Annotated in this window: 18 protein-coding genes; 9 read left to right on the top strand and 9 right to left on the bottom strand. The window is 59.4% G+C overall.

From position 1 onward, the window contains the following. Both OP495_RS13640 and OP495_RS13635 read right to left on the bottom strand, forming a co-directional pair. Positions 1-489 (bottom strand): hypothetical protein (locus OP495_RS13640; RefSeq protein WP_280570018.1); only part of this gene is annotated, 489 nt, incomplete at its 3' end. Between the two features lie 40 nt (positions 490-529). Continuing rightward, positions 530-1,603, bottom strand: a complete 1,074-nt coding sequence (locus OP495_RS13635; protein ID WP_280570017.1) for a hypothetical protein — start codon at positions 1,601-1,603, stop codon at positions 530-532. 350 nt (positions 1,604-1,953) lie between these two features. Between OP495_RS13635 and OP495_RS13630 the strand changes: the two genes are divergently transcribed. From OP495_RS13630 to OP495_RS13595, 8 genes are all read left to right on the top strand, one after another. Continuing rightward, positions 1,954-2,874 carry a DUF4238 domain-containing protein gene (locus OP495_RS13630; protein WP_280570014.1) on the top strand — a complete coding sequence of 307 codons (921 nt, stop codon included), beginning with the start codon at positions 1,954-1,956 and terminating at the stop codon, positions 2,872-2,874. Positions 2,875-3,032: 158 nt separating this feature from the next. Then, positions 3,033-4,463, top strand: a complete 1,431-nt coding sequence (locus tag OP495_RS13625; RefSeq protein ID WP_280570012.1) for an IS1182 family transposase — start codon at positions 3,033-3,035, stop codon at positions 4,461-4,463. A 565-nt stretch (positions 4,464-5,028) separates the two neighbouring features. Continuing rightward, a complete protein-coding gene (locus OP495_RS13620; protein WP_280570010.1) occupies positions 5,029-8,028 on the top strand; it encodes a molybdopterin cofactor-binding domain-containing protein in 3,000 nt (999 codons plus the stop codon). Then, positions 8,025-8,873 (top strand): FAD binding domain-containing protein, encoded by an 849-nt coding sequence (locus OP495_RS13615; protein ID WP_280570008.1) that lies wholly within the window; start codon positions 8,025-8,027, stop codon positions 8,871-8,873. Before OP495_RS13620 ends, OP495_RS13615 begins: the two co-directional genes overlap by 4 nt. Continuing rightward, a complete protein-coding gene (locus tag OP495_RS13610) occupies positions 8,854-9,360 on the top strand; it encodes a 2Fe-2S iron-sulfur cluster-binding protein (protein WP_280570007.1) in 507 nt (168 codons plus the stop codon). Before OP495_RS13615 ends, OP495_RS13610 begins: the two co-directional genes overlap by 20 nt. Continuing rightward, positions 9,360-10,889, top strand: coding sequence for an AMP-binding protein (locus OP495_RS13605; protein WP_280570006.1), 1,530 nt, complete (start codon positions 9,360-9,362; stop codon positions 10,887-10,889). The genes OP495_RS13610 and OP495_RS13605 overlap by 1 nt, the downstream gene beginning before the upstream one ends. A 28-nt stretch (positions 10,890-10,917) precedes the next feature. Beyond that, positions 10,918-11,721 carry an enoyl-CoA hydratase/isomerase family protein gene (locus tag OP495_RS13600; RefSeq protein ID WP_280570004.1) on the top strand — a complete coding sequence of 268 codons (804 nt, stop codon included), beginning with the start codon at positions 10,918-10,920 and terminating at the stop codon, positions 11,719-11,721. A gap of 54 nt (positions 11,722-11,775) precedes the next feature. Then, a complete protein-coding gene (locus OP495_RS13595; protein ID WP_280570003.1) occupies positions 11,776-13,056 on the top strand; it encodes a benzoate/H(+) symporter BenE family transporter in 1,281 nt (426 codons plus the stop codon). Between the two features lie 25 nt (positions 13,057-13,081). On the opposite strand, the gene OP495_RS13590 is transcribed toward OP495_RS13595, so the two are convergent. Next, the gene (locus tag OP495_RS13590) at positions 13,082-13,861 is read right to left on the bottom strand and encodes an alpha/beta hydrolase (RefSeq protein ID WP_280570002.1); all 780 of its coding nucleotides are present in this window, start codon (positions 13,859-13,861) and stop codon (positions 13,082-13,084) included. A 180-nt stretch (positions 13,862-14,041) separates the two neighbouring features. Here OP495_RS13590 and OP495_RS13585 point away from each other — a divergent pair, with 180 nt between their 5' ends. After that, a complete protein-coding gene (locus OP495_RS13585; RefSeq protein WP_280570000.1) occupies positions 14,042-14,893 on the top strand; it encodes an AraC family transcriptional regulator in 852 nt (283 codons plus the stop codon). Positions 14,894-15,288: 395 nt separating this feature from the next. Here OP495_RS13585 and radC read toward each other — a convergent pair whose 3' ends face one another. From radC to OP495_RS13555, 6 genes are all read right to left on the bottom strand, one after another. Next, a complete protein-coding gene (gene radC / locus OP495_RS13580; protein WP_280569998.1) occupies positions 15,289-15,786 on the bottom strand; it encodes a DNA repair protein RadC in 498 nt (165 codons plus the stop codon). An 11-nt stretch (positions 15,787-15,797) separates the two neighbouring features. After that, the gene (locus tag OP495_RS13575; RefSeq protein ID WP_280569996.1) at positions 15,798-16,409 is read right to left on the bottom strand and encodes a lambda exonuclease family protein; all 612 of its coding nucleotides are present in this window, start codon (positions 16,407-16,409) and stop codon (positions 15,798-15,800) included. A 58-nt stretch (positions 16,410-16,467) separates the two neighbouring features. Then, positions 16,468-17,205, bottom strand: a complete 738-nt coding sequence (locus OP495_RS13570; RefSeq protein WP_280569994.1) for an ERF family protein — start codon at positions 17,203-17,205, stop codon at positions 16,468-16,470. Positions 17,206-17,216: 11 nt separating this feature from the next. Beyond that, positions 17,217-17,402: a hypothetical protein gene (locus OP495_RS13565; RefSeq protein ID WP_280569991.1), complete on the bottom strand. Its 186-nt coding sequence runs from the start codon at positions 17,400-17,402 to the stop codon at positions 17,217-17,219. A 112-nt stretch (positions 17,403-17,514) separates the two neighbouring features. Beyond that, positions 17,515-18,483: a DUF932 domain-containing protein gene (locus tag OP495_RS13560; RefSeq protein ID WP_280569988.1), complete on the bottom strand. Its 969-nt coding sequence runs from the start codon at positions 18,481-18,483 to the stop codon at positions 17,515-17,517. Between the two features lie 63 nt (positions 18,484-18,546). Further along, on the bottom strand, positions 18,547-18,869 hold a 323-nt coding region (locus OP495_RS13555), incomplete at its 5' end, for a hypothetical protein (protein ID WP_280569985.1).

The following is an 18,869-nucleotide window of genomic DNA, read 5'->3' as shown; positions in this document are numbered from 1 at the left end:
CCGCCAGGGGCGTTGTCGCCAGCGTTGCCGGTCATCTTCCTGAAAGGCTTCGATGCTGATCGCGCCTTGTCCACGGGCATGCTCAAGGCCGATATGGGGGGTATGACTAAGTAGTTGGAGACAGGCTTCAAGCTGCCCCTCGCCATAGAACACCACAAAAGGGCTGAGTAGCGCCGGGTGGCGGGTCAATTTCGGGGCTTGCGGCCCGCCATCGATACGCAGCTTACTTTTCATGCCTGACGCGGACGCGAATGGCAGGCGTGACACGCCGGAGGTCAGCCCGATTTCCTGGGCGACCAGCCCATGGTGCGGCGTGACGCCGAAAATCAGCTGGGAGGCGCGATAGCCGCCGCGCGCGTCGTCAAATACCAATGGCAAGGTATGCAGTTGCGACCAGTCCAGATGCTGTCGGCAGGCCGCTTCCTGCAGCAGCGTATCCAGCCTTGGCACCACTCGGGGCAGGATCAGCGGCGTGTGCAAACGAAGCATCAGCCTGAAAGGCTGCGTTGTTTCACTCGATACCATGGGGTCAGGCCTTCCGGCGTTGGCGGGCCTCGGTAAGCGTGAAGAGTCGAAAATCGAACTCCCGCACAGCTTGCTCAAAGTCGGCAAACGCTGACTCAAGCGCCTCGCCTTGGATATCGAAGCCCATGGCATCTAGTACCACTCGCCCGATGGCCTGGCTGCGATGTTCACCAGGCGACCGCTGGAACACTTCCCATTCGGCGCGTATATCACCGGAGCCCGTCGCGGCATGGCCACCCAGACGGGGTCGCTGGGAGAACTCCGCCAGAGCATGCAGGATCAGCCCCAGGTGCGTCGGGGTGCCCTGGATGATGCGTAGCGTTGAGGACAGCTCGCTGCCCGGAGCGATAGCCTCGTAACCTGCAATCGGATGCTTGATGGATTGCTCGGCACCCTCGCGGGCCTTCTTGATGGCCTTCTCCTGGGCCTGCATTTCGTGAATCTGGTCATTGATTGCCCGCCTTTCCTCACGATCTTCTGTGTCGTGCGCGGCTTTCTTGAGCCGTTTAACCTCGGTACGTACTTCCTCGATATCATCCATGCTTTCTCGGGCACTCCGCAGCGAGGCAAGCAATGCGTCCTGCTGCTCCTCGTTAAGGTACTGCATCATCCCGGGATCATGCTCGAACTGGTCATGACGCATTCCCTGACCGGCATCGATCAGATTGGTGATCGAGGTCAGCATCGGGCTCACCTCAAGGTGTCCGGCCAACTTCCAGCGACCGAATAGGCTGATGAAGGGATTGAACTCGCGTAGCCAGTTTTCCGCCATGGGATCGCTGAACTTACCGCTCGACTCGTTGTTGACGCCCCGAGTAATGTCCACGCCTTCGCCCAACATGTAGAGATCGCCACGGTCGAACACCGCATCCAAGGGAACACCCTGAGCTTTCGCTACCAACCGGATCACCGCCCTCAACGCCGCCTTGCGCAGAGGGCCACGCAGGGTGCCGCCATTGAGAAACGTTTGGCCATGCGGCGTGCGGGGTAACCGATTATCCATGCCGAAGTAGTTGACGCTAATCGGTGCCTCGGCAGTGATATGGCCAGAAAGCTGATAGGCGAGGGACTGTGGCATAGGGTGTTCCTGGTACGGCGTGGATGATGCGGGCCATCCTACCATTCCCTACATTCGTGGGTAGCCGTGCACGGGGCAACAGACACAGCGGATCACATTTTATACCGTTAGCTATAGTGCCTGAAACAAACTGCGCTCTGATATCGTCTACTCACACGGCTATGCTATCGAGACCGATTAAAGCCGCCCCAACATGGCCTATAAGGTCGGAAGAGAGGGGAACAGATTGGGGCCGCCTATGAAACCGAAGGAAACTCAGTACGCATGGAGGATGTTCCCTACGGCTCTGGATGCAATGGATTTCTTGCATCAAAAAATATGATGATGACGACCTAGCCTTGGAGGAATAGATGACGAAACTAAAATCTGCACTTCACCATTGGTGGCCAAGGTGTGTATCCAAGCATTGGGCTGACTCTGATGGCTTTACGCATTGGATAACCCCAGACGGTACATGTAAACGAGTACCTCCCGCAAAGTTGGGAATGATTCGAAATGGGCACCATATCAAGCTCAGTAAAAATCCGGCGGATAGCTCACCCTGGGATGTAAGCTTTGAGAATGAATTTGACAGAGCAGATAGTAACTTTCCATCTCTAATAGACTGGTTGAACAAGCTTGTTAAGCAGGAGCTGTTTGATCGTGATTTACGGAATCGTTTTGTGCCTCAATCATACACGGATAACGATCTTAAGATTTTGACCGAATGCGTAGTTTCCCTAGCAGTCCGTAGTCCCAAGAATAGGGAAGCGGCTGTGTCTATAGCAGAGAAGTTAAGGGGAAAACTACCGGTACCCGAAAGAAATACGCTCATCGGCCTGAATCTTAAGGAATCACAGCGAATGATAACAGACAGTATAGAAGAGCGGGCTAAATTCGCGGTTCTTTTCTCATCAGGAAGAGAGTTTATCTATGGAGATGGCTTATTTAATAACGTGACGGGGGGCGGAAATTCTCCAATCACTCCTAAAATAATTGCCCCTATTACACCCATGATGAGCATAATTATAAGCAAGCCCACTTCCTTTACGACAGAGCCTCGAATTTCTACAGTCGTTTTGACAGATGACGAGGTTGAAGCTTGCAACCATGCGGTTCAGGTTTATTCAAAAGAAGCGCTGTTCTATAGATCGGACCGGCCTGCTCTTACAGAATCCTTTACCGACGCCGAATACCTTGTTTATCAGCACCCTGATAACCCGATGGACAATTTGATACGGCATATTCCTGGAATACCACCAAGAGATCGCTCATTAGACTTTTTGCTATAACACAAATATAAAAATGCTGCTGAGAAACAGAATATTTTGCTACAGCGCTTTCCAGAACGCTGGCAGTCTTGTTTAAATAAGTTTTCCGCTCATGGCCGAGGCTGTGTGAAAACGAGGCTCCCGCTATACTCTACCCGTGACAGCTCGTGGAGGTGCCGATGAAGCGTTTCGTATCAGGGGAGTCCCGGTCTCAAGCCACGTTGTTCCCTGAGCTTCTGGATGATTTCGTCTCTGAGGACAACCCGGTCCGAGCCATCGAGGCCTTCGTCGAGGCGCTCGACCTCAGACAACTCGGCTTCAAAGGTGTCGACCCCCATGCCACCGGCCGGCCCGCCTATCACCCCGCTGTACTCCTGAAAATCTATCTCTACGGCTACCTCAATCGTGTCCAATCCAGCCGCCGCCTGGAGCGCGAGGCGCAGCGCAATGTCGAGCTGATGTGGCTGACAGAGCGACAGGCACCGGACTTCAAGACGATTGCCGATTTTCGAAAGCACAACGGCAAGGCGATCCACGCTACCTGCCGAAACTTTGTCGTGCTATGCCGGCGCCTGGGGCTCTTCTCACAAGCGATCGTTGCTATCGACGGGAGCAAGTTCAAGGCGGTCAACAACCGGGACCGCAACTATACGTTTGCCAAGATGAAGCGGCGCGCAGAGGAAATCGATAAGAGCATCGAGCTTTACCTACGCCAACTCGACTCCGCTGACCAAGGCGACCCCGCTGTCACAGAGGCGCAGACAGCGAAGCTGAAGGAAAAGATCGCCGCCCTCACCGAGGAAGTGCAGCAACTGCGATCCATTGAAATACAAAGAAACAAGGCACCTGACCAGCAAGTGTCGTTGACGGATCCCGATTCCCGCTCCATGACGACGCGAGGCACCGGAGTAGTGGGATACAACGTACAGACGGTTGTGGATAACCGGCATCACTTGATCATCGCCCATGAGGTCACCAACGTCGGTAGTGACCGCAGTCAACTTTCCCGGATGGCCACGCAGGCGCGTGATGCCAGCGGCATCAAAGATCTCACCGTCGTGGCTGATCGTGGTTACTTTAAGGGCGAAGAGATCCTCGAGTGCCACAAGGTCGGCATCACCACCTATCTCCCCAAACCGAAAACCTCACCGAGCCAGGCCAAGGGAATGTTTCCCAGAGAGGCATTTCGATTTCTCCCTGAAAGCAACGAATATCGCTGCCCTGCAGGAGAGCGACTGATCTGGCGTTTCAAGACCGTCGAAAAGGGCCAGACGCTGCATTGCTACTGGAGTTCAGCCTGTCCGACCTGCACGATGAAAGAGCAATGTACCACTGGAAAATACCGGCGTATCAAACGCTGGGAGCATGAGGATGTGCTTGAGGCGGTACAATCTAGACTGGACCAGAAACCGGAAATGATGCGTCTCAGACGCCAGACCGTCGAGCACCCGTTCGGCACACTGAAGGCTTGGATGGGAGCGACGCATTTTCTGACCAAGAGCCTCAAGAACGTCAGCACGGAAATGAGCCTTCACGTGCTGGCCTACAATATGAAACGCGTCCTGAAGATCCTCGGCACCAAGGGGTTGATTCAGGCGATGCGGGCATAGTATGCCTGCCGCTCTCTGTCGCGCCTGTAGCCCCCTGTGACGCTCTCTAGGGAAGATTTCTCAGGGAGCGTTATTTTGAATAACCGGATATGTGGCGATGACGAAGGTGCTTTGAGGGGGGGGTAGGCTGCTGAGTGTGGGCTGACGGCTGGATATGGAAACGTGGGTAATGGATTTTTGAGTTTTCACACAGCCTGGGCCGTCAACAGCCAGTTCTTCAAAAAATAAATGATGCCTGAACAGCCGGTACTGCCCCAATGGGGCAGCACCGGCTTTATGTCGTGACTTGCGGCCACAGATACAGCTCCGCAAAGGACTCACCCCCTCGCTTCCTACCCCACATGATCATCAGGGACCCCACACCTATCGACACCCAGGCCGATACTTCAGGTCTAACGTTTGACATTAATCGGGCGTTGGATCCGATTATACTTTGGTCTTGAAATCGGACTCAGGGGTAAATGTGCGGACTGAAGGGACAAAGCCCGTATTCAGCGGCAATGCGTAGTGATCACCCCTCGCCATAGACTCCCAAATATAGGGTCATGCCCATTGGGAGTATTCGATGAATTCACAGGTATCGCTTCACGACGAGCCACGCACTTACATCGGCAAGCGCCAGTCGCGCGTCGAGGACGAGGCGCTGCTACGCGGGTTGGGGCGTTACGCCGACGATCTTGCCATTCCGCCTGGGACACTCCACGCGGCGGTCGTTCGATCACCTCATGCCCATGCCAGAATAACGCGACTAGTGGTTGACGAGGCGCTGAAGCGACCGGGCGTTCGCGGTGTACTGACGGGAGAAGACGTCAAGCTTTGGGCGTCGCCGTTTCCCGTCGGAGTCCGTCAATCGATGGAGCACTGGTGCCTAGCCGTTGACAAGGTACGTCATGTCGGTGAGCCGGTCGCCGTGGTCATCGCAGAAGATCGTTATCTGGCTGAGGATGCGCTTGAAGCGGTCGAGGTTGATTATGAGCTGCTGACACCGGTAGTCGATCCCGAAGCGGCGGCCGATGATGAGGCACCGACTCTCCATGAGGATGTCGCCAGCAATGTTGTCAATGACCGTCACTTCCGATATGGCGAACCGGATACCGCGTTCGAAACGGCGCAGCGAACCCTATCACTCAAGGTTCGTTACCCGCGCAATGCCTGCACACCGATCGAATGCTACGTCGTCGTGGGCCAGTACGACCCCGCCGAGGGTGGTTACGATGTCATGGCCAACTTCCAGGGCCCCTACGCGCTTCATTCGGTCATGTCGCGGGCCCTGCAGGTGCCGGCCAATCGCTTGCGACTGCGCACGCCGCCGGATTCCGGCGGCAGTTTCGGCATCAAGCAGGGCGCCTTTCCCTATGTGGTGATGATGGCGCTGGCTGCGCGCAAGGTAGGCGCGCCGGTCAAGTGGGTTGAGGATCGCCTGGAGCACTTGCAGGCCGCATCGTCGGCGACCAACCGCGTCACCACTATTGAGGCCGCCTTCGATGACCAAGGCCAAGTATCGGCATTGCGCTTCGACCAGCTCGACGATTGCGGTGCCTATCTGCGAGCGCCAGAGCCCGCGACTACCTACCGTATGCACGGCAATCTCACCGGTGCCTACGCCATCCGCCACCTCGAGGTGCGTAACCGCATCGTTTTGACCAACAAAACGCCGACGGGGCTGAATCGTGGCTTCGGGGGGCCTCAGGTCTATTTCGCACTTGAGCGCCTGATGCAGCGGATCGCTGTCGAGCTCGAAATCGATCCACTCGACGTCATCCGGCGGAATCTGGTTCCCTCCGATGCATTTCCATATCGCTGTGCCGCCGGGGCGTTACTGGATTCCGGCGATTATCAGCGTGGCATTGAACTCGGTATCGAGCAGGGCGGGCTTGACGAACTGCTGGCGCGACGCGACGCGGCCAGACGAGAGGGCCGACGCTATGGTATCGGCTATACCGTGGCGGTCGAACCATCGATCTCCAACATGGGTTACATCACCATGGCCCAGACGCCGGAAGAGCGCCGTCGTGCTGGACTCAAGAACGGGGCGGTTAGTACAGCGACCGTCAGTGTCGATCCAATGGGGGGCGTCAGCGTCCATGTCTCATCCACGCCCCAGGGGCAGGGGCATCGAACCGTCGCTGCGCAGGTAGTGGCGGATGTACTTGGGGTGTCTCTGGAGAGCATTCGTGTCGATGTCGAGCTCGATACTGGCAAGGATGCCTGGTCGATCGCCTCGGGCAACTACTCTAGCCGGTTCGCCGGTGCAGTGGCTGGAGCAGTGCACAAGGCGGCGCTTAAGATTCACTCACGGTTGGTCTCTATCGCCACTCAGCAGTGGAAGGTTTCGGCGGAAGATATTCTCTTCAGCGAGGGGCGGGTCTACACGCAAGATGGAGCACATTCCATCTCGTTTCACCGTCTCGCCGGTGCCACCCACTGGGCTCCGGGGACGTTGCCCGAATCGGAAACGGGGGGCTTACGCGAGACCGCTTTCTGGACACCCGCCGAGCTGACTGCTCCGGACGAAGACGAACGCATCAACAGCTCGTTGTGTTACGGCTTCATCTTCGACTACTGCGGTGTGGCGATTGATGCTCTGACTGGACGCGTTGAGATTGATCGTTACGTTACGTTGCATGACGCCGGACGCATGCTTAATCCGCAACTGGTTGACGGTCAGGTGCGCGGTGCTTTCGCCCAGGCTGTAGGAGCCGCGCTCTATGAGGCGTTCCACTATGGCCCGGATGGAAGTTTTTTTTCGGGCACGCTGGCTGACTATTTGATTCCCACCACCATGGAAGTGCCCGACCCTCGCATCCTGCACATGGAAACGCCATCACCGTTTACTCCGCTGGGAGCCAAGGGGGTAGGGGAAGGCAACAACATGAGCACTCCCGTCTGTATCGCTAACGCGGTGGCGGACGCGTTAGGCGACACGGTCGAGCCGGGGGACATCGAGTTGCCGCTGACGCCCTCGAAAGTACGCACGTTGATGGGCATCGAGGAGCCTCCGCGTCCTGAGGGCGTCGGTGAGGACAGTACCGAAACCACGGCGGGCGGCGGTTCGACGCTGGCTGCCAGCGACGACGTGGAAATCCCTGCTTCGCCGCAGCGAGTCTTCGACAGCATTCTAGATCCCGACACGCTACAAGCGATGATTCCTGGCTGCCATTCGCTGGAACTGACAGGGGAAAACGCCTATCGCGCTGACGTCACTGTAGGGGTTGGCATGATCCGGGCGCGTTTTGATGCCCGCGTGGAGCTCACGGACCTCGATCCGCCCCGTTCGCTACGCCTTTCAGGAGCCGGCAGGAGCGGCATGGGAGATGCCGAGGGCGCGGCACGGATCCACTTGACCGAGATTGAGGGCGGCCATACTCGCCTTGATTACGACTATGAAGTGACCATCGGGGGCAAGATCGCGTCTGTCGGCGGGCGCATGCTCTCCAGCGCCTCGAAGATGCTGATCGGTCAGATATTCTCGCGTCTTTCCCACCAGATGAGTGGCGCCAAGGTGAAGCGGTCTCTGTGGCAGCGGATCAAACATCGTCTAATCGACCGAGGAGGTGACGCATGAAACCGGCTGCATTTGACTATTACCGCCCACGCACACGTCGCGAAGCCATCGAGGTGCTTATTGAGGTCGGTGAAGATGCCCGTATCGTCGCCGGCGGACAGTCGCTTATGGCGGTACTCAACATGCGTTTGAGCCAGCCGCGTGCGCTGGTCGACATCGCCGCCATCGACGAGCTTCGCTATATCGAACGGCGTGATGGCTATCTGGCCATCGGCGCTGCCACTACTCAGGCTGAGCTACTCGAATATGATTTCCTTGCCGACGACGTGCCACTTCTCGCCGAGTCTCTACCTTGGGTCGGCCACTTCCAGACCCGCAACCGTGGCACCGTCTGTGGCTCCATAGCCCACGCCGACCCCAGCGCCGAGTTGCCGCTTTGTCTCGCTACGCTCGGTGGCGAGGTGGTGTTAGAGACCCGACGCGGCAGGACTCGCCGCATTGCCGGTGGCGATTTTTTCCAAGGGATTCTGACCACCGAGCGTCGGCCCGACGAGCTTATTACCGAAGTGCGATTCCCTCTCAAGCAGGAACATCATATCTATCGCTTCCAGGAAGTAGCTATGCGCCACGGCGATTTCGCCATCGTGGCACTGGCAGCCGACATCGGCGAGCGCGAAATCCAGTTCGGTGTCGGTGGTGTCGCAGACCGTCCGATCGTGCGTTGCCTGTCACGTGATGACGATCTGGCCGAGGCGCTCAATGTGCTGGCCTGGTCGCTCGATGCTCAGAACGACGCGCATGCATCGGCGGCTTACCGTCGACACCTAGTACGCGAAATGGGACGCCGCCTGCTCGCGGGAGAAACAACTGAAGAGGAGGCGGCCGATGTATATCCGTCACGATGATCGCCACCAGGTCACGCTCACGCTGAACGGAAGCGAACGCAGCGCTCATGCCGAGTCGCGAACTCAACTGTGCGATTTCCTGCGACATCAGCTTGGAGTAACTGGTACCCATGTCGGCTGTGAGCACGGTGTTTGTGGCGCTTGCACGGTGATAGTCGACGGACGTGCCACACGCTCCTGCTTGATGCTCGCGGTACAGGCCGAGGGGCGTCGTGTGGAGACTGTCGAGTCACTGGGAGAGATGGAGGGGCTAGATGACCTGCAGCGGGCATTCCGGGATCACCATGCTTTGCAGTGCGGTTTTTGCACGGCTGGCATCTTGATGTCTTGCCATGAATTTCTGCGTCGCATACCCGACCCGAGTGAGGGGGAGGTGCGCGATATGCTGTCCGGACACCTTTGCCGCTGCACTGGTTACACCGGCATCGTCCAGGCGGTCTTGGCCGTGGCTCGCAGACGACAGAACCATCGAGAGGAGGAGCAGTAATGTTCGATCTTGGCCGCAGTTTTCTCGCGACGGTCGAACGTCGTCCGCAAGCGCTGGCAATCACTGACGGCAATTTCCAGCGGACCTATGCCGAGTGGCTGGACGATATTCAGAGCGTGGCCCGGGGGCTCGAGTCACTCGGCCTGCGTCGGGGAGATCATTTGGTGGTGGTCATGCAGAACCGCTGGCAAATGGCGACCCTGCACTGGGCGTGCCAGTTCGCCGGTATCATCGTCACGCCGATCAACTGGCGCTCGACGGCGCGGGAGGTCCGGTATGTTCTCGAAAACGCTGAGGCGCGCGGCGTGGCCTTCGACGCCGCTGGCGCTGACGCCGTGCTGGCGTGTCGGGAAGCTCTCGCGATCCCCCGCATCGCCGTTGGTGAATGCGGTGATGACGGCGCGGTGGCGTTCGACTCGCTGCTTGGCGGATGCGGCGAAACGCTTTGCCGTGCTGCACCGGAGGATATCTCACTGATGCTTTACACCTCCGGTACCAGCGGCCAGCCGAAAGGCGTGCCGCGTACCCACCGTGCCGAGCGTGCCGCCGCCGTCGCTCATGTGGCGCAAAATCTCTATCGCCACGATGAGCGAACACTCGGAGTGATGCCGTTGTACCACACCATGGGCGTGCGCTCGCTGTTGTCGATGGCGCTGATCGACGGCCGCTTCGTCTGTGTGCCCAAGTTCGATCCCGAGGCCACCCTTGAGGCTATCGAACGCGAGCAGGTGACCAATCTCTACTTGGTGCCCACTCTCTATCATCTGCTGATCGAGCACCCGACGTTCAGCGCCGACCGTGTCGCCAGCGTCGACAAGCTTGGTTTCGCTGGCGCAGCGATGAGTGCCGGTCTGATGGCGCGGGTGGAGGACGCGTTCAAGCCGAGTTTGTTCGTCAATCACTACGGCTGCTCCGAGATCTACACCTTCACCATCGACCAGCAGGCCAGCCGCAAGCCCGGCTCTTCGGGGCGGACTTCGCTCAATCAGCGCATTCGTATCGTGCGCGTCGGTGCCGAATCGCCGGACGATGTCGTGCCGCACGGAGAAGAGGGCGAAATCATCGCTGACCTGGCAGGTGACGAGGCCTTCTCCGGCTACTGGCAGCGTCCAGACGCTGATCGCAAGGCATTGCGCAACGGCTGGTATTTCACCAACGACATGGGGTACTTCGACGCGGAGGGCGACCTGTTCGTCACCGGCCGGATCGATGATCTGATCATCACCGGCGGTGAGAACGTCAGTCCTGTAGAGATCGAGAACGCGCTCTCGTTACATCCTCAAGTCGACGAGGTGGTGGTCGCCGGACTCCCGGACGAGCAGTGGGGGCAAGTCATCGCTGCCTTCATTAAACCTCGCGGCAACGTCAGCGAGGAAGCACTTGATCAGCACTGTATCGATGCCGGTCTGGCGCGCTTCAAGCGCCCGCGACGGTATCTCTTCGTTGACGAAATCCCCAAGTCTGCAGTGGGTAAGGTGCTACGCCGCGTTCTGCTGGCCGGTCGCGCCGACTCCCTGGCTGCGGAATAGCTTTTCATCACTTCATCAAGGAACCGTCATGACTCAGCAATCGACCCTGGACTTTCTCTCTTCCGATTTCGACGGCTTCGACGTGCATATCGACAGTGAGCGCGAACGTGCCGATATCGTACTCGACCGACCGCCGCTCAACGTGATTGCCATGCCACAGCGCGATGATCTTCGACGGGTCTTCGAAGCCCTTGACGTGCATGACGACGTGCGCGTGATCGTCCTACGTGCCAACGGCGAACATTTTTCCAGCGGGGGCGACATCAAGGGATTTCTCGAAGCCTCGCCCGAGCACGTCTCCAAGCTCGCCTGGAACGTGGCGGCGCCGGCTCGTTGTGAAAAGCCGGTCATCGCCGCCAACCGGGGATACACCTTCGGTGTCGGTTTCGAGCTGTCCCTGGCGTGCGATTTCCGCATCACCTCCGAAACCACGCGCTATGCGCTGCCCGAGCAAAACCTTGGCCAGATCCCCGGCTCAGGTGGCTCCGCGCGACTGCAGAAGATCATTGGTATCGCCCGCACCAAGCACATGGTGATGCGTGCCAAGCGCATCAGCGGCTCCACGGCGCTGGAATGGGGTATCGCCACGGAGTGCGTGGCGGACGGCAAGCTGGAAGACGCCACGCAGTCGTTGGTGGACGAGCTGCGCCGATTCTCACCGCTGGCCCAGCGAACCGCGAAGAAGTTGATCAATGACAACGAGGATGCCTCGCTCTCGGTTGCTATCGAGATGGAAGGACATTGCTATAGCCGCCTACGCAGCTCGAATGACTTCCGCGAAGGTGTCGAGGCATTTCACGCCAAGCGCAAGGCCGGCTTCCGGGGAGAGTAATCCCCGGCTTAGGCGTTTCGTTCACCCAACACGACAAAAACTAGGAGTCACGCCATGTCTCTCGACAATGATCAGAACGTCCATCCCGTGAAGCTGCCTGGCGGCATCCTGCAGAACGTTCGCTCAGCGCTTTCCATCAAGGCAGTCAGCACGGGTGTCGTCGCCACCCTGTTCGGTTGCTCTGGGCCAGCGCTGATCGTAATCAGTGCCGCGAATGCCGGAAAGCTATCCAACGGGCAGACGGTCGCCTGGCTATTCGCCGTCTATTTCCTGGGAGGACTCATCAGTCTGATCATGGCGCTGCGCTATCGTCAGCCGATCACTGGCGCCTATTCGATTCCGGGGGCCGCCATCATGAGCGCGGCTCTGGTGACGATCTCGTTTTCGGAAGCTGTTGGTGCCTTCATCATGGCGGGTGTCATCGTGTTGCTCCTAGGCGCTAGCGGACTAGTCGGCCGAGTCATGCGCTGGTTGCCTATGCCCATCGTCATGGCAATGATCGCCGGGGCGCTGATCCGCTTTGGCGTGGGGGCTGTGGAGTCGATTGGGGCAGCGCCTTTGATCGCGGGCACATCGCTGCTGGCATTCTTTCTGACCTCGCGTTTTTTGAAATCCGTGCCGCCAGTGTTGGTCGCTGCGGTCGTGGGATTCGTAGTGGCCTATGTCAGCGGCAGCATCCAAGCGGGGGACGTGGACATCGCGATGGTGGCACCGCAATTCACCATGCCGCACTTCTCCTTCGATGCCTTTATGGCGATCTCGATACCGCTGGCCGCGCTGGTGCTGGGGGCTGAAAACGCCCAGGCTACGGGAGTTCTGCTGGCCGAGGGCTATCGGCCGCCGATCAACGCGATGGCGATCATCAGCGGTATCGGCGGTATCCTGGCCGGCTTCCTGGGCGGCCACAACGCCAATATCGCCGGGCCGATGACGGCGATCTGTGCCTCCGAGCAAGCGGGTGAAGAACGTGAAAGGCGTTATGGCGCGACGCTTGTCAATGGTGTGCTTTTCTGCGCATTTGGTCTCTTCGCCGGTGGCGCGGTTCCCCTGATCCAGGCATTGCCCAAGGCACTGATCGCCAGCATTGCCGGCGTGGCGATGATCGGCGTACTGCTGGCCGCGTTACAGCAGGCTTTCAACAAGCAGATCGGCTATCAGGTGGGGGCTTTCGTGGCACTGGTCGTGGCCATGAGCAACCTGAGTCTTTTCGGTATCAGTTCGCCGTTCTGGGCCTTGGTTGCCGGTATCGCAGTATCGGCGTTGTTGCGTGAAACGCCTCGCGAGCCGGCCGCGCAGCCCGAGGCAACGATGGCGTCGGCGGGAAAGCGCGTTTAGATCGCGGCTCAAGATGGGCGAGCGATCAATGGTCGATGGTGGCCACGAACTCGGCGATGACGCCCAGCGTCTCATTTCGGGATTCCCGCTGGGGAACGTGACCGCAAGCGGGTAGCCAGACTGTTCGGCAAGGCCCGCCTGTCCGTTGGTGAATACGCTCGAGGTGTCGAGCACTGGCGTATTCGTCCTCTTCGCCTTGAATCAGGAGAAGGGGGCAACAGATTTCTCCCATCATGGGTGTGATATCCCAATCGACGAAGTTGTCAGAGAGCCAAGTATCGCTCCAACTGTGAAATACCGCATCAACGTTGTCGCCGTGGTAACGCGCTAGTCGGGTGCGCAGGTCCTGGTTGGCATAACGCCGGGTCGTGGAGCGGATGGCTTCGATGCATTGCGGCTCGGCGAAGACATGGGGTGCCATGGCCACGACGCCGCAGATGCGTGGATCCGCGTACTGTGCTGCGTAGGCCAGCGCAATCGTCGCGCCGTCGCTGTGGCCGATCAGAATGACGTTGTCGTAGCGAAGAATATCGAGCACTCGTCGCAATTCCTCGCAGCCTTGGCGCTCTAAATAATCGCTTGGGCGCGACGGTTCAGCGGGTGAGGAATGGCCATGGCCTCGTCGGCTGTAGGCGCCGACTTCACAACCGAGGGTTGTAGCGAGGTGGGAGGGGAAGTCCTTCCAGAGATCCACGCAACCCAGCCCCTCGTGCAGCAGCAGGCAGAAAAGGGGCTTAGAAGCGGACGTTCCGAACGATGCATATTCGAGCCGGGTCGAAGGAAGTTCGATGAAGCGAAGAGCCATGGCGCAATATCCGATCCTGTGCCGCAGGGCCATCATGATAGACGATATGTCCGGGTGGCGAGGAACGATCGTTGCTCAAGAGTCGCTCTTCCCCTTTGGTGGAATACCTGCGTAACGATCAGCCTAGAGTGTTAGGCTATCATCTTAACTAGTTAAGTATTTGCAGGAAACAAGATCACCATGTCGAACGCCTGTCGAATCTTTCACGGTGGGTTCGGGCGGATCGCCCTGCTGGACATGGACGAGCCGCTGGTGCCGCATGCTCACTCGGAATGCCACGTACTCATCAAGGCAACCGGGGAGAACACCTATTTCTCGGTACGAGGGCGTCGGTTTCCACTCACCGACGAGACCGCCGTACTTGTCAACGCCTGGGAACCCCACTTCTACGATCACCAGGCGGGTGTTTCCGAGAGCCTGATCCTGGCGCTCTACATCGAGCCGAGGTGGCTGGCCGCACTCCAGACCGACTTGTCGACAAGCGCTCGTCCTGATTTCTTCTCCCAGCCTTGTGTCGAGTTGACGCCTCGCATGAGGCGAATGGCTGACATCCTGATCGGTGAAATGCTGGGCTTCGCACCTAAGACCCGCGACGAGATGGAGAGTCTGCTCTTCGATCTTCTGATATCGATCGTGGAAAAGCACTCCGACTGGCACCATCTGGCTAGGTTGAGAGCTGGTACGGCGGGCGATTTCTACGATGCTCGTGTTCGACGCGCGACGGAACTCATTCTGCAGGCCCCGCCCGGCGATCTGGACCTTGATGCTGTTGCGCGTCAGTGTGGTCTATCACGAGGCCACTTCTTCTCGCTGTTTAAGAAGACCACGGGCATGACACCGCAAATGCTTGCTAACATGAGGTGTATGCAGTCGGCATTCGATTGGCTTGCCAGTAATAGCCAAGGCTCGTTGGGGGAGTTATCCCTAGCGCTGGGTTTTTCTGAACAGGGGCATTTCACACGCTTCTTCCGCCGCCATATCGGGGCGGCGCCCAGTCAGTATCAACGTGTCATGGACGACTATTCGCCTTGAATGCGCGTACGACCGCTTTGTTACCCAGAGTGTCCTGCAGGAAATTCTTGTGAAGCGTGGTCATCGGCATGGGCTGAAAGTATTTCGGCGAGGAGAGCGCGCCGCTGGGGTTCGTTTGCGCCAAACGGTGAATGCTGCGGTATCGCCGCGTTCGGCAGTATCGCGCATCCAAGGAAGCGCGAGCTTAGGCATATGGCTGGCAGCTTGGCGACTTTCGAAGGCTAGTCACAACGACATCTTTCCCGTTTCGGCTTCGCCTTCATCACAAAAGTGCGTTCTGGCGGCATTAAATCCGTTGTTGGCTGTCAACAGCCAGTCCCCAAAAAATAAATAGTGCTGTAATTAGCCGGTGCTTCCCCAATGGGGAAACACCGGCGTTATGTCGTAACTCGCGGTCACAGATACCCCAGCTCAGCAAAGGACGCACATCCTTCGCTCCCGGCCACGACATGATCGATCACCCGGATCTCCACCAGTCCCAGCGCTTCCTTGAGCCGCTGGGTGATGCGCCGGTCCGCGTCGCTGGGCGCGGCGTCGCCAGACGGGTGGTTGTGGACCAGGATGACGGCGGCGGCATTGCAGGCCAGGGCTTGCTTGACCACTTCGCGGGGGTAGACGCTGGCCGAATCGATCGTACCGCGGAAGAGCGCCTCGAAGCAGATCACACGGTGCTGACTGTCGAGGAACAGGGCGTTGAACACCTCGTGCTCATAGTCTTGCATCAGTACCTGGAGATACTCGAAGGCTGATGATTGCTGGTTGATCTTGCGCCCCTTGGCCAGTCGGCGCCGCGCGAGCCGTTTGGCGATCTGCAGCAGTTCGCCTTCGGTCACCGCCTCGGTGACGTGATAGGTGCCGGCGACTTCGCCGGCGACCAGTTTACGGTGGGTCATGGTGTCTCTCCTCAGGCGGCCATCACCAGCGCCATGCGGCGCTCCAGTTCCTCGTGAAAGGCGTCGACCCGCTCGGCGATGGTGCGGATCATCGCCTCGTCCCGATAGGCGCGTTTCACGAACAGCGGCATCCCCGGCCAATAGCTGACGAAGTCGATCCACTCCCGCTCGCTGACCCACAGGCCACCCTGGCATTGGGCGACATGTTCCGGGGGCAGTTCACCGGCCAGCAGCAACTCGATCTGATATTTGGGCAGCTTGGTCTTGATCTCGGCCAGGCCATTGCCGTTCACCAGGCAATCGGGGGAATAGCCCACGCCATGATTGAGGATGATCCCGACCTGCTCTAGCCGGGTGTTTCCCGTTGCTTCGCTGTAGAGCGCGCGGGCCACCGGCTCCAGCGCATGGCCCCGTTGGGTATGGGCATTGCCTTGAAAGGCATCCGAGGGCTCGCCGGTGATGCGCTCGCCGATCAACTGATGCATGTAGCTCAGCGCCCCGGTGCCGAAGCCACCCGGTCCCTTGCCCGTGACCAGCAATGTCTTCAGCTCAGACATGGTGACGATCCCCTGCCGGGCGGCATGCCACTCGGGCGTGCCCTGGTCCAGTGTCAGGGTCTGCATGACGATCTCCTTTTGCGATAACGCGGCATAGACCGCGAGGGGAACCCCTCGCGGCCGGTCAGTGAGGTTGTGAGTAGGGCTGAGCTCGCTTCTGTAGGGAGGCGCGCAACTTGTCGAAGTCACTGCGGGGCACCTGCTCGGCATCGCCGTACTTGCCGACGAACCACTCCTGGGTCGCCGTCGGGCAGGCGCCCATCAGTTGCCGGATCTGGCCCGCCTGAAACGCGGTCACGCGCGTCACCGAGACGGCGGCATGTCCGTTGTCGTCCTGGCCCCGGGTCGTGATGTTGAGCAAGGCGCAGAGCACGTAGCGTTTGCCGTAGCTGGTCGACGAGCCGAAGGCCTGGACGGCGTTCTTGTTGCCGCTCACGTCCGCCGGCAGCAGCATGCTGGTCTCTTCCCGGTGGCCGTCCTGGTGCATCAGCACGCCGATGACCTGAATCGCACGCTCCTGGGTCTGAATGCGGAAGCTCACCGCGAAGCCGTACTTCTGCATGATCGGGCGCACGGTATCGACGATGTCCTCCAGCGTGGCGTAGGGGCCGTTGTTGCCCTGGCCACGTTCGGCAATGCTCGGCAGCTCGGTCTGCATGGCTGCCATGGCGGCGCTGTAGGCCATGAGCGCCTGGCGATCCAGCACGCGTTCCTGCATCTGCAGCAGACGCTCCATTTTGTCGATATCGACGTCGGGATTGAGGGCAGCCCGCTCGATCACCTGAATGATCGCGGTGCTGTCCTGATCGGACTGAGCCACCGGCGTCTGACCGTTGGCATTGGGCTTGATGGGGGTTGCCATGACGGCCTCCGTTAGCGATAGCGATTGATGACAGCATCGAGCTGGTCGGCAGGGACCGGTTCCAGGGACACGGCCACGCGGTAGAGACGGCCCTCGGCCAGCACGTGGGTGTCCGTCGTGTGTTCCCCGGCCTTCAACAGTTGACGCGTCAACCGAGTCAGGACGCGGTAGGTCTCGGACGTCATACGGGGGTGCATTGATACCTCCAGAAACAGCGACGCCCGGCCTGAAAAGGGCCGGGCGCACTGTCGTGATAGAAATGGATGGGGCTGTGTGACCTGCCGCCGGTGTCGTAGCGCTCGCGGCCGCTCAGGCCACCAGCGCAAGCGCGGACTCCAGGGCCTTGTCCTTGAGACTGGCCCCCTGGCCAAACCAGGCAGCGTCCATGCGGTAGTCGTTGCTGCGGGCGCGCTTCTCGTGATCCACATACTCGGTGACCGCGTTGAGCAATCCCCAGGCGGTGCCTTGCGCCGTGCACAGTTGCGAGCCACGCCCTTCGCCCTGGTAGAGCTTCTGGACGCGATTGAGGGCGCGGCCATTGGGCAACTTGGAAGGGTCGTCCAGTGGGCCGTCGGTATGGCAGATGACCGACTGGAAATACGTCTGGGCTTCTGCCTGGCTGACCTTGCGCTCGGCCAGGGTCTTCATGCGATGCATGAAGTCGTCCCACTGCGAGACCGAGAGGCCCAGCTGTTGTTTGACCAACTGAGGACGGAACTCGGTGCTGTGCGGCACCTTCACGCCTTGCGACATGCCATCCACAGCAATGGACAGAGTGTTGTGGCAGACCACCCGTACCGAGGTCGGCATAGCGACGGTGGCCAGGGAGCCGTCACACGACGTGGCCAGCAACAGGTAGTCGTTGATCTGATCCTGCCCCTTCAGAGCCCCGCCCAGCCCGCTGCGGGCCAGGGCCCAGAACTTGCGGCCGCCCTTGAGCACCCCGGCGGTCTCGAGCTCATAGCCCGCGTATTCCGTGAGATCGCGGTAGAACGCCAGCACCTCTTCCGGCTGCACCACCTTGTAGCGCTGAGAGACCACCGACAGCGGCGCCTGAGTATCGGAACGGTAGAGCACCTTCTGCTCGGGGAAGGAATGGATACTGCCTAGATGTGACGCCGAATCGGCAATGAAACGCACCGGCGATGCCTCGATATGCCAATCCATGCCGGCCTGCTGCCGCCAGACGTCCAGCGATTGATGAGGGGACAGCTGTTGCCCCAAGCCATGCCAGGGGGTATCGCCGACGTAGGCCATTTGCTCAATCAGATGGGCCATGAGAAAGCTCCTGAATGAAAAAAGCCGGCAAGCGCCGGCTGGGTGAAGAGGGAGAGAACAGCGTCAGTCCAGCACGCGGAAGGCGTGGCCACAGCCCAGACAGAGCCACGGGGACCCTTCGCCGGGAGGTAATAGATGACGGATCATTTGGTTGCCGGCCGCAGCACCGGCGATACCGCCGGAGGCGCCGGCAATGGCCGCACTCGCCACACGGCTGAGCGGCAAGTGCGTGGATGCCACCGTTAGCGCTCTGACGGCGTAAAGCGATCCATAGGCGCTCTTGAGACTGCCGGCCAGCGCACCGGCAGCGATGCCGAGCTTGCGGGCCGTCTCGAGATTGATGAGGTGCTGTGAATGACAGCGCATGCAAGGTGGGGCCATATCAC

The sequence above is a fragment of the Chromohalobacter sp. 296-RDG genome, assembly GCF_029889885.1.
In the GTDB taxonomy this organism is placed as follows: Bacteria; Pseudomonadota; Gammaproteobacteria; order Pseudomonadales; family Halomonadaceae; genus Chromohalobacter.
This window is presented reverse-complemented; position numbering and strand designations above follow the sequence as displayed.

Excerpts from the sequence above, each read along its gene's own strand:
- OP495_RS13605 (WP_280570006.1), top strand. The coding sequence starts at position 9,360 with ATGTTCGATCTTGGCCGCAGTTTTCTCGCGACGGTCGAACGTCGTCCG.
- OP495_RS13630 (WP_280570014.1), top strand. The coding sequence starts at position 1,954 with ATGACGAAACTAAAATCTGCACTTCACCATTGGTGGCCAAGGTGTGTA.
- OP495_RS13575 (WP_280569996.1), bottom strand. The coding sequence starts at position 16,409 with ATGCAGACCCTGACACTGGACCAGGGCACGCCCGAGTGGCATGCCGCC.
- OP495_RS13595 (WP_280570003.1), top strand. The coding sequence starts at position 11,776 with ATGTCTCTCGACAATGATCAGAACGTCCATCCCGTGAAGCTGCCTGGC.
- OP495_RS13565 (WP_280569991.1), bottom strand. The coding sequence starts at position 17,402 with ATGCACCCCCGTATGACGTCCGAGACCTACCGCGTCCTGACTCGGTTG.
- OP495_RS13620 (WP_280570010.1), top strand. The coding sequence starts at position 5,029 with ATGAATTCACAGGTATCGCTTCACGACGAGCCACGCACTTACATCGGC.
- OP495_RS13600 (WP_280570004.1), top strand. The coding sequence starts at position 10,918 with ATGACTCAGCAATCGACCCTGGACTTTCTCTCTTCCGATTTCGACGGC.
- OP495_RS13590 (WP_280570002.1), bottom strand. The coding sequence starts at position 13,861 with ATGGCTCTTCGCTTCATCGAACTTCCTTCGACCCGGCTCGAATATGCA.
- radC (WP_280569998.1), bottom strand. The coding sequence starts at position 15,786 with ATGACCCACCGTAAACTGGTCGCCGGCGAAGTCGCCGGCACCTATCAC.
- OP495_RS13570 (WP_280569994.1), bottom strand. The coding sequence starts at position 17,205 with ATGGCAACCCCCATCAAGCCCAATGCCAACGGTCAGACGCCGGTGGCT.
- OP495_RS13585 (WP_280570000.1), top strand. The coding sequence starts at position 14,042 with ATGTCGAACGCCTGTCGAATCTTTCACGGTGGGTTCGGGCGGATCGCC.
- OP495_RS13635 (WP_280570017.1), bottom strand. The coding sequence starts at position 1,603 with ATGCCACAGTCCCTCGCCTATCAGCTTTCTGGCCATATCACTGCCGAG.
- OP495_RS13625 (WP_280570012.1), top strand. The coding sequence starts at position 3,033 with ATGAAGCGTTTCGTATCAGGGGAGTCCCGGTCTCAAGCCACGTTGTTC.
- OP495_RS13610 (WP_280570007.1), top strand. The coding sequence starts at position 8,854 with ATGTATATCCGTCACGATGATCGCCACCAGGTCACGCTCACGCTGAAC.
- OP495_RS13560 (WP_280569988.1), bottom strand. The coding sequence starts at position 18,483 with ATGGCCCATCTGATTGAGCAAATGGCCTACGTCGGCGATACCCCCTGG.
- OP495_RS13615 (WP_280570008.1), top strand. The coding sequence starts at position 8,025 with ATGAAACCGGCTGCATTTGACTATTACCGCCCACGCACACGTCGCGAA.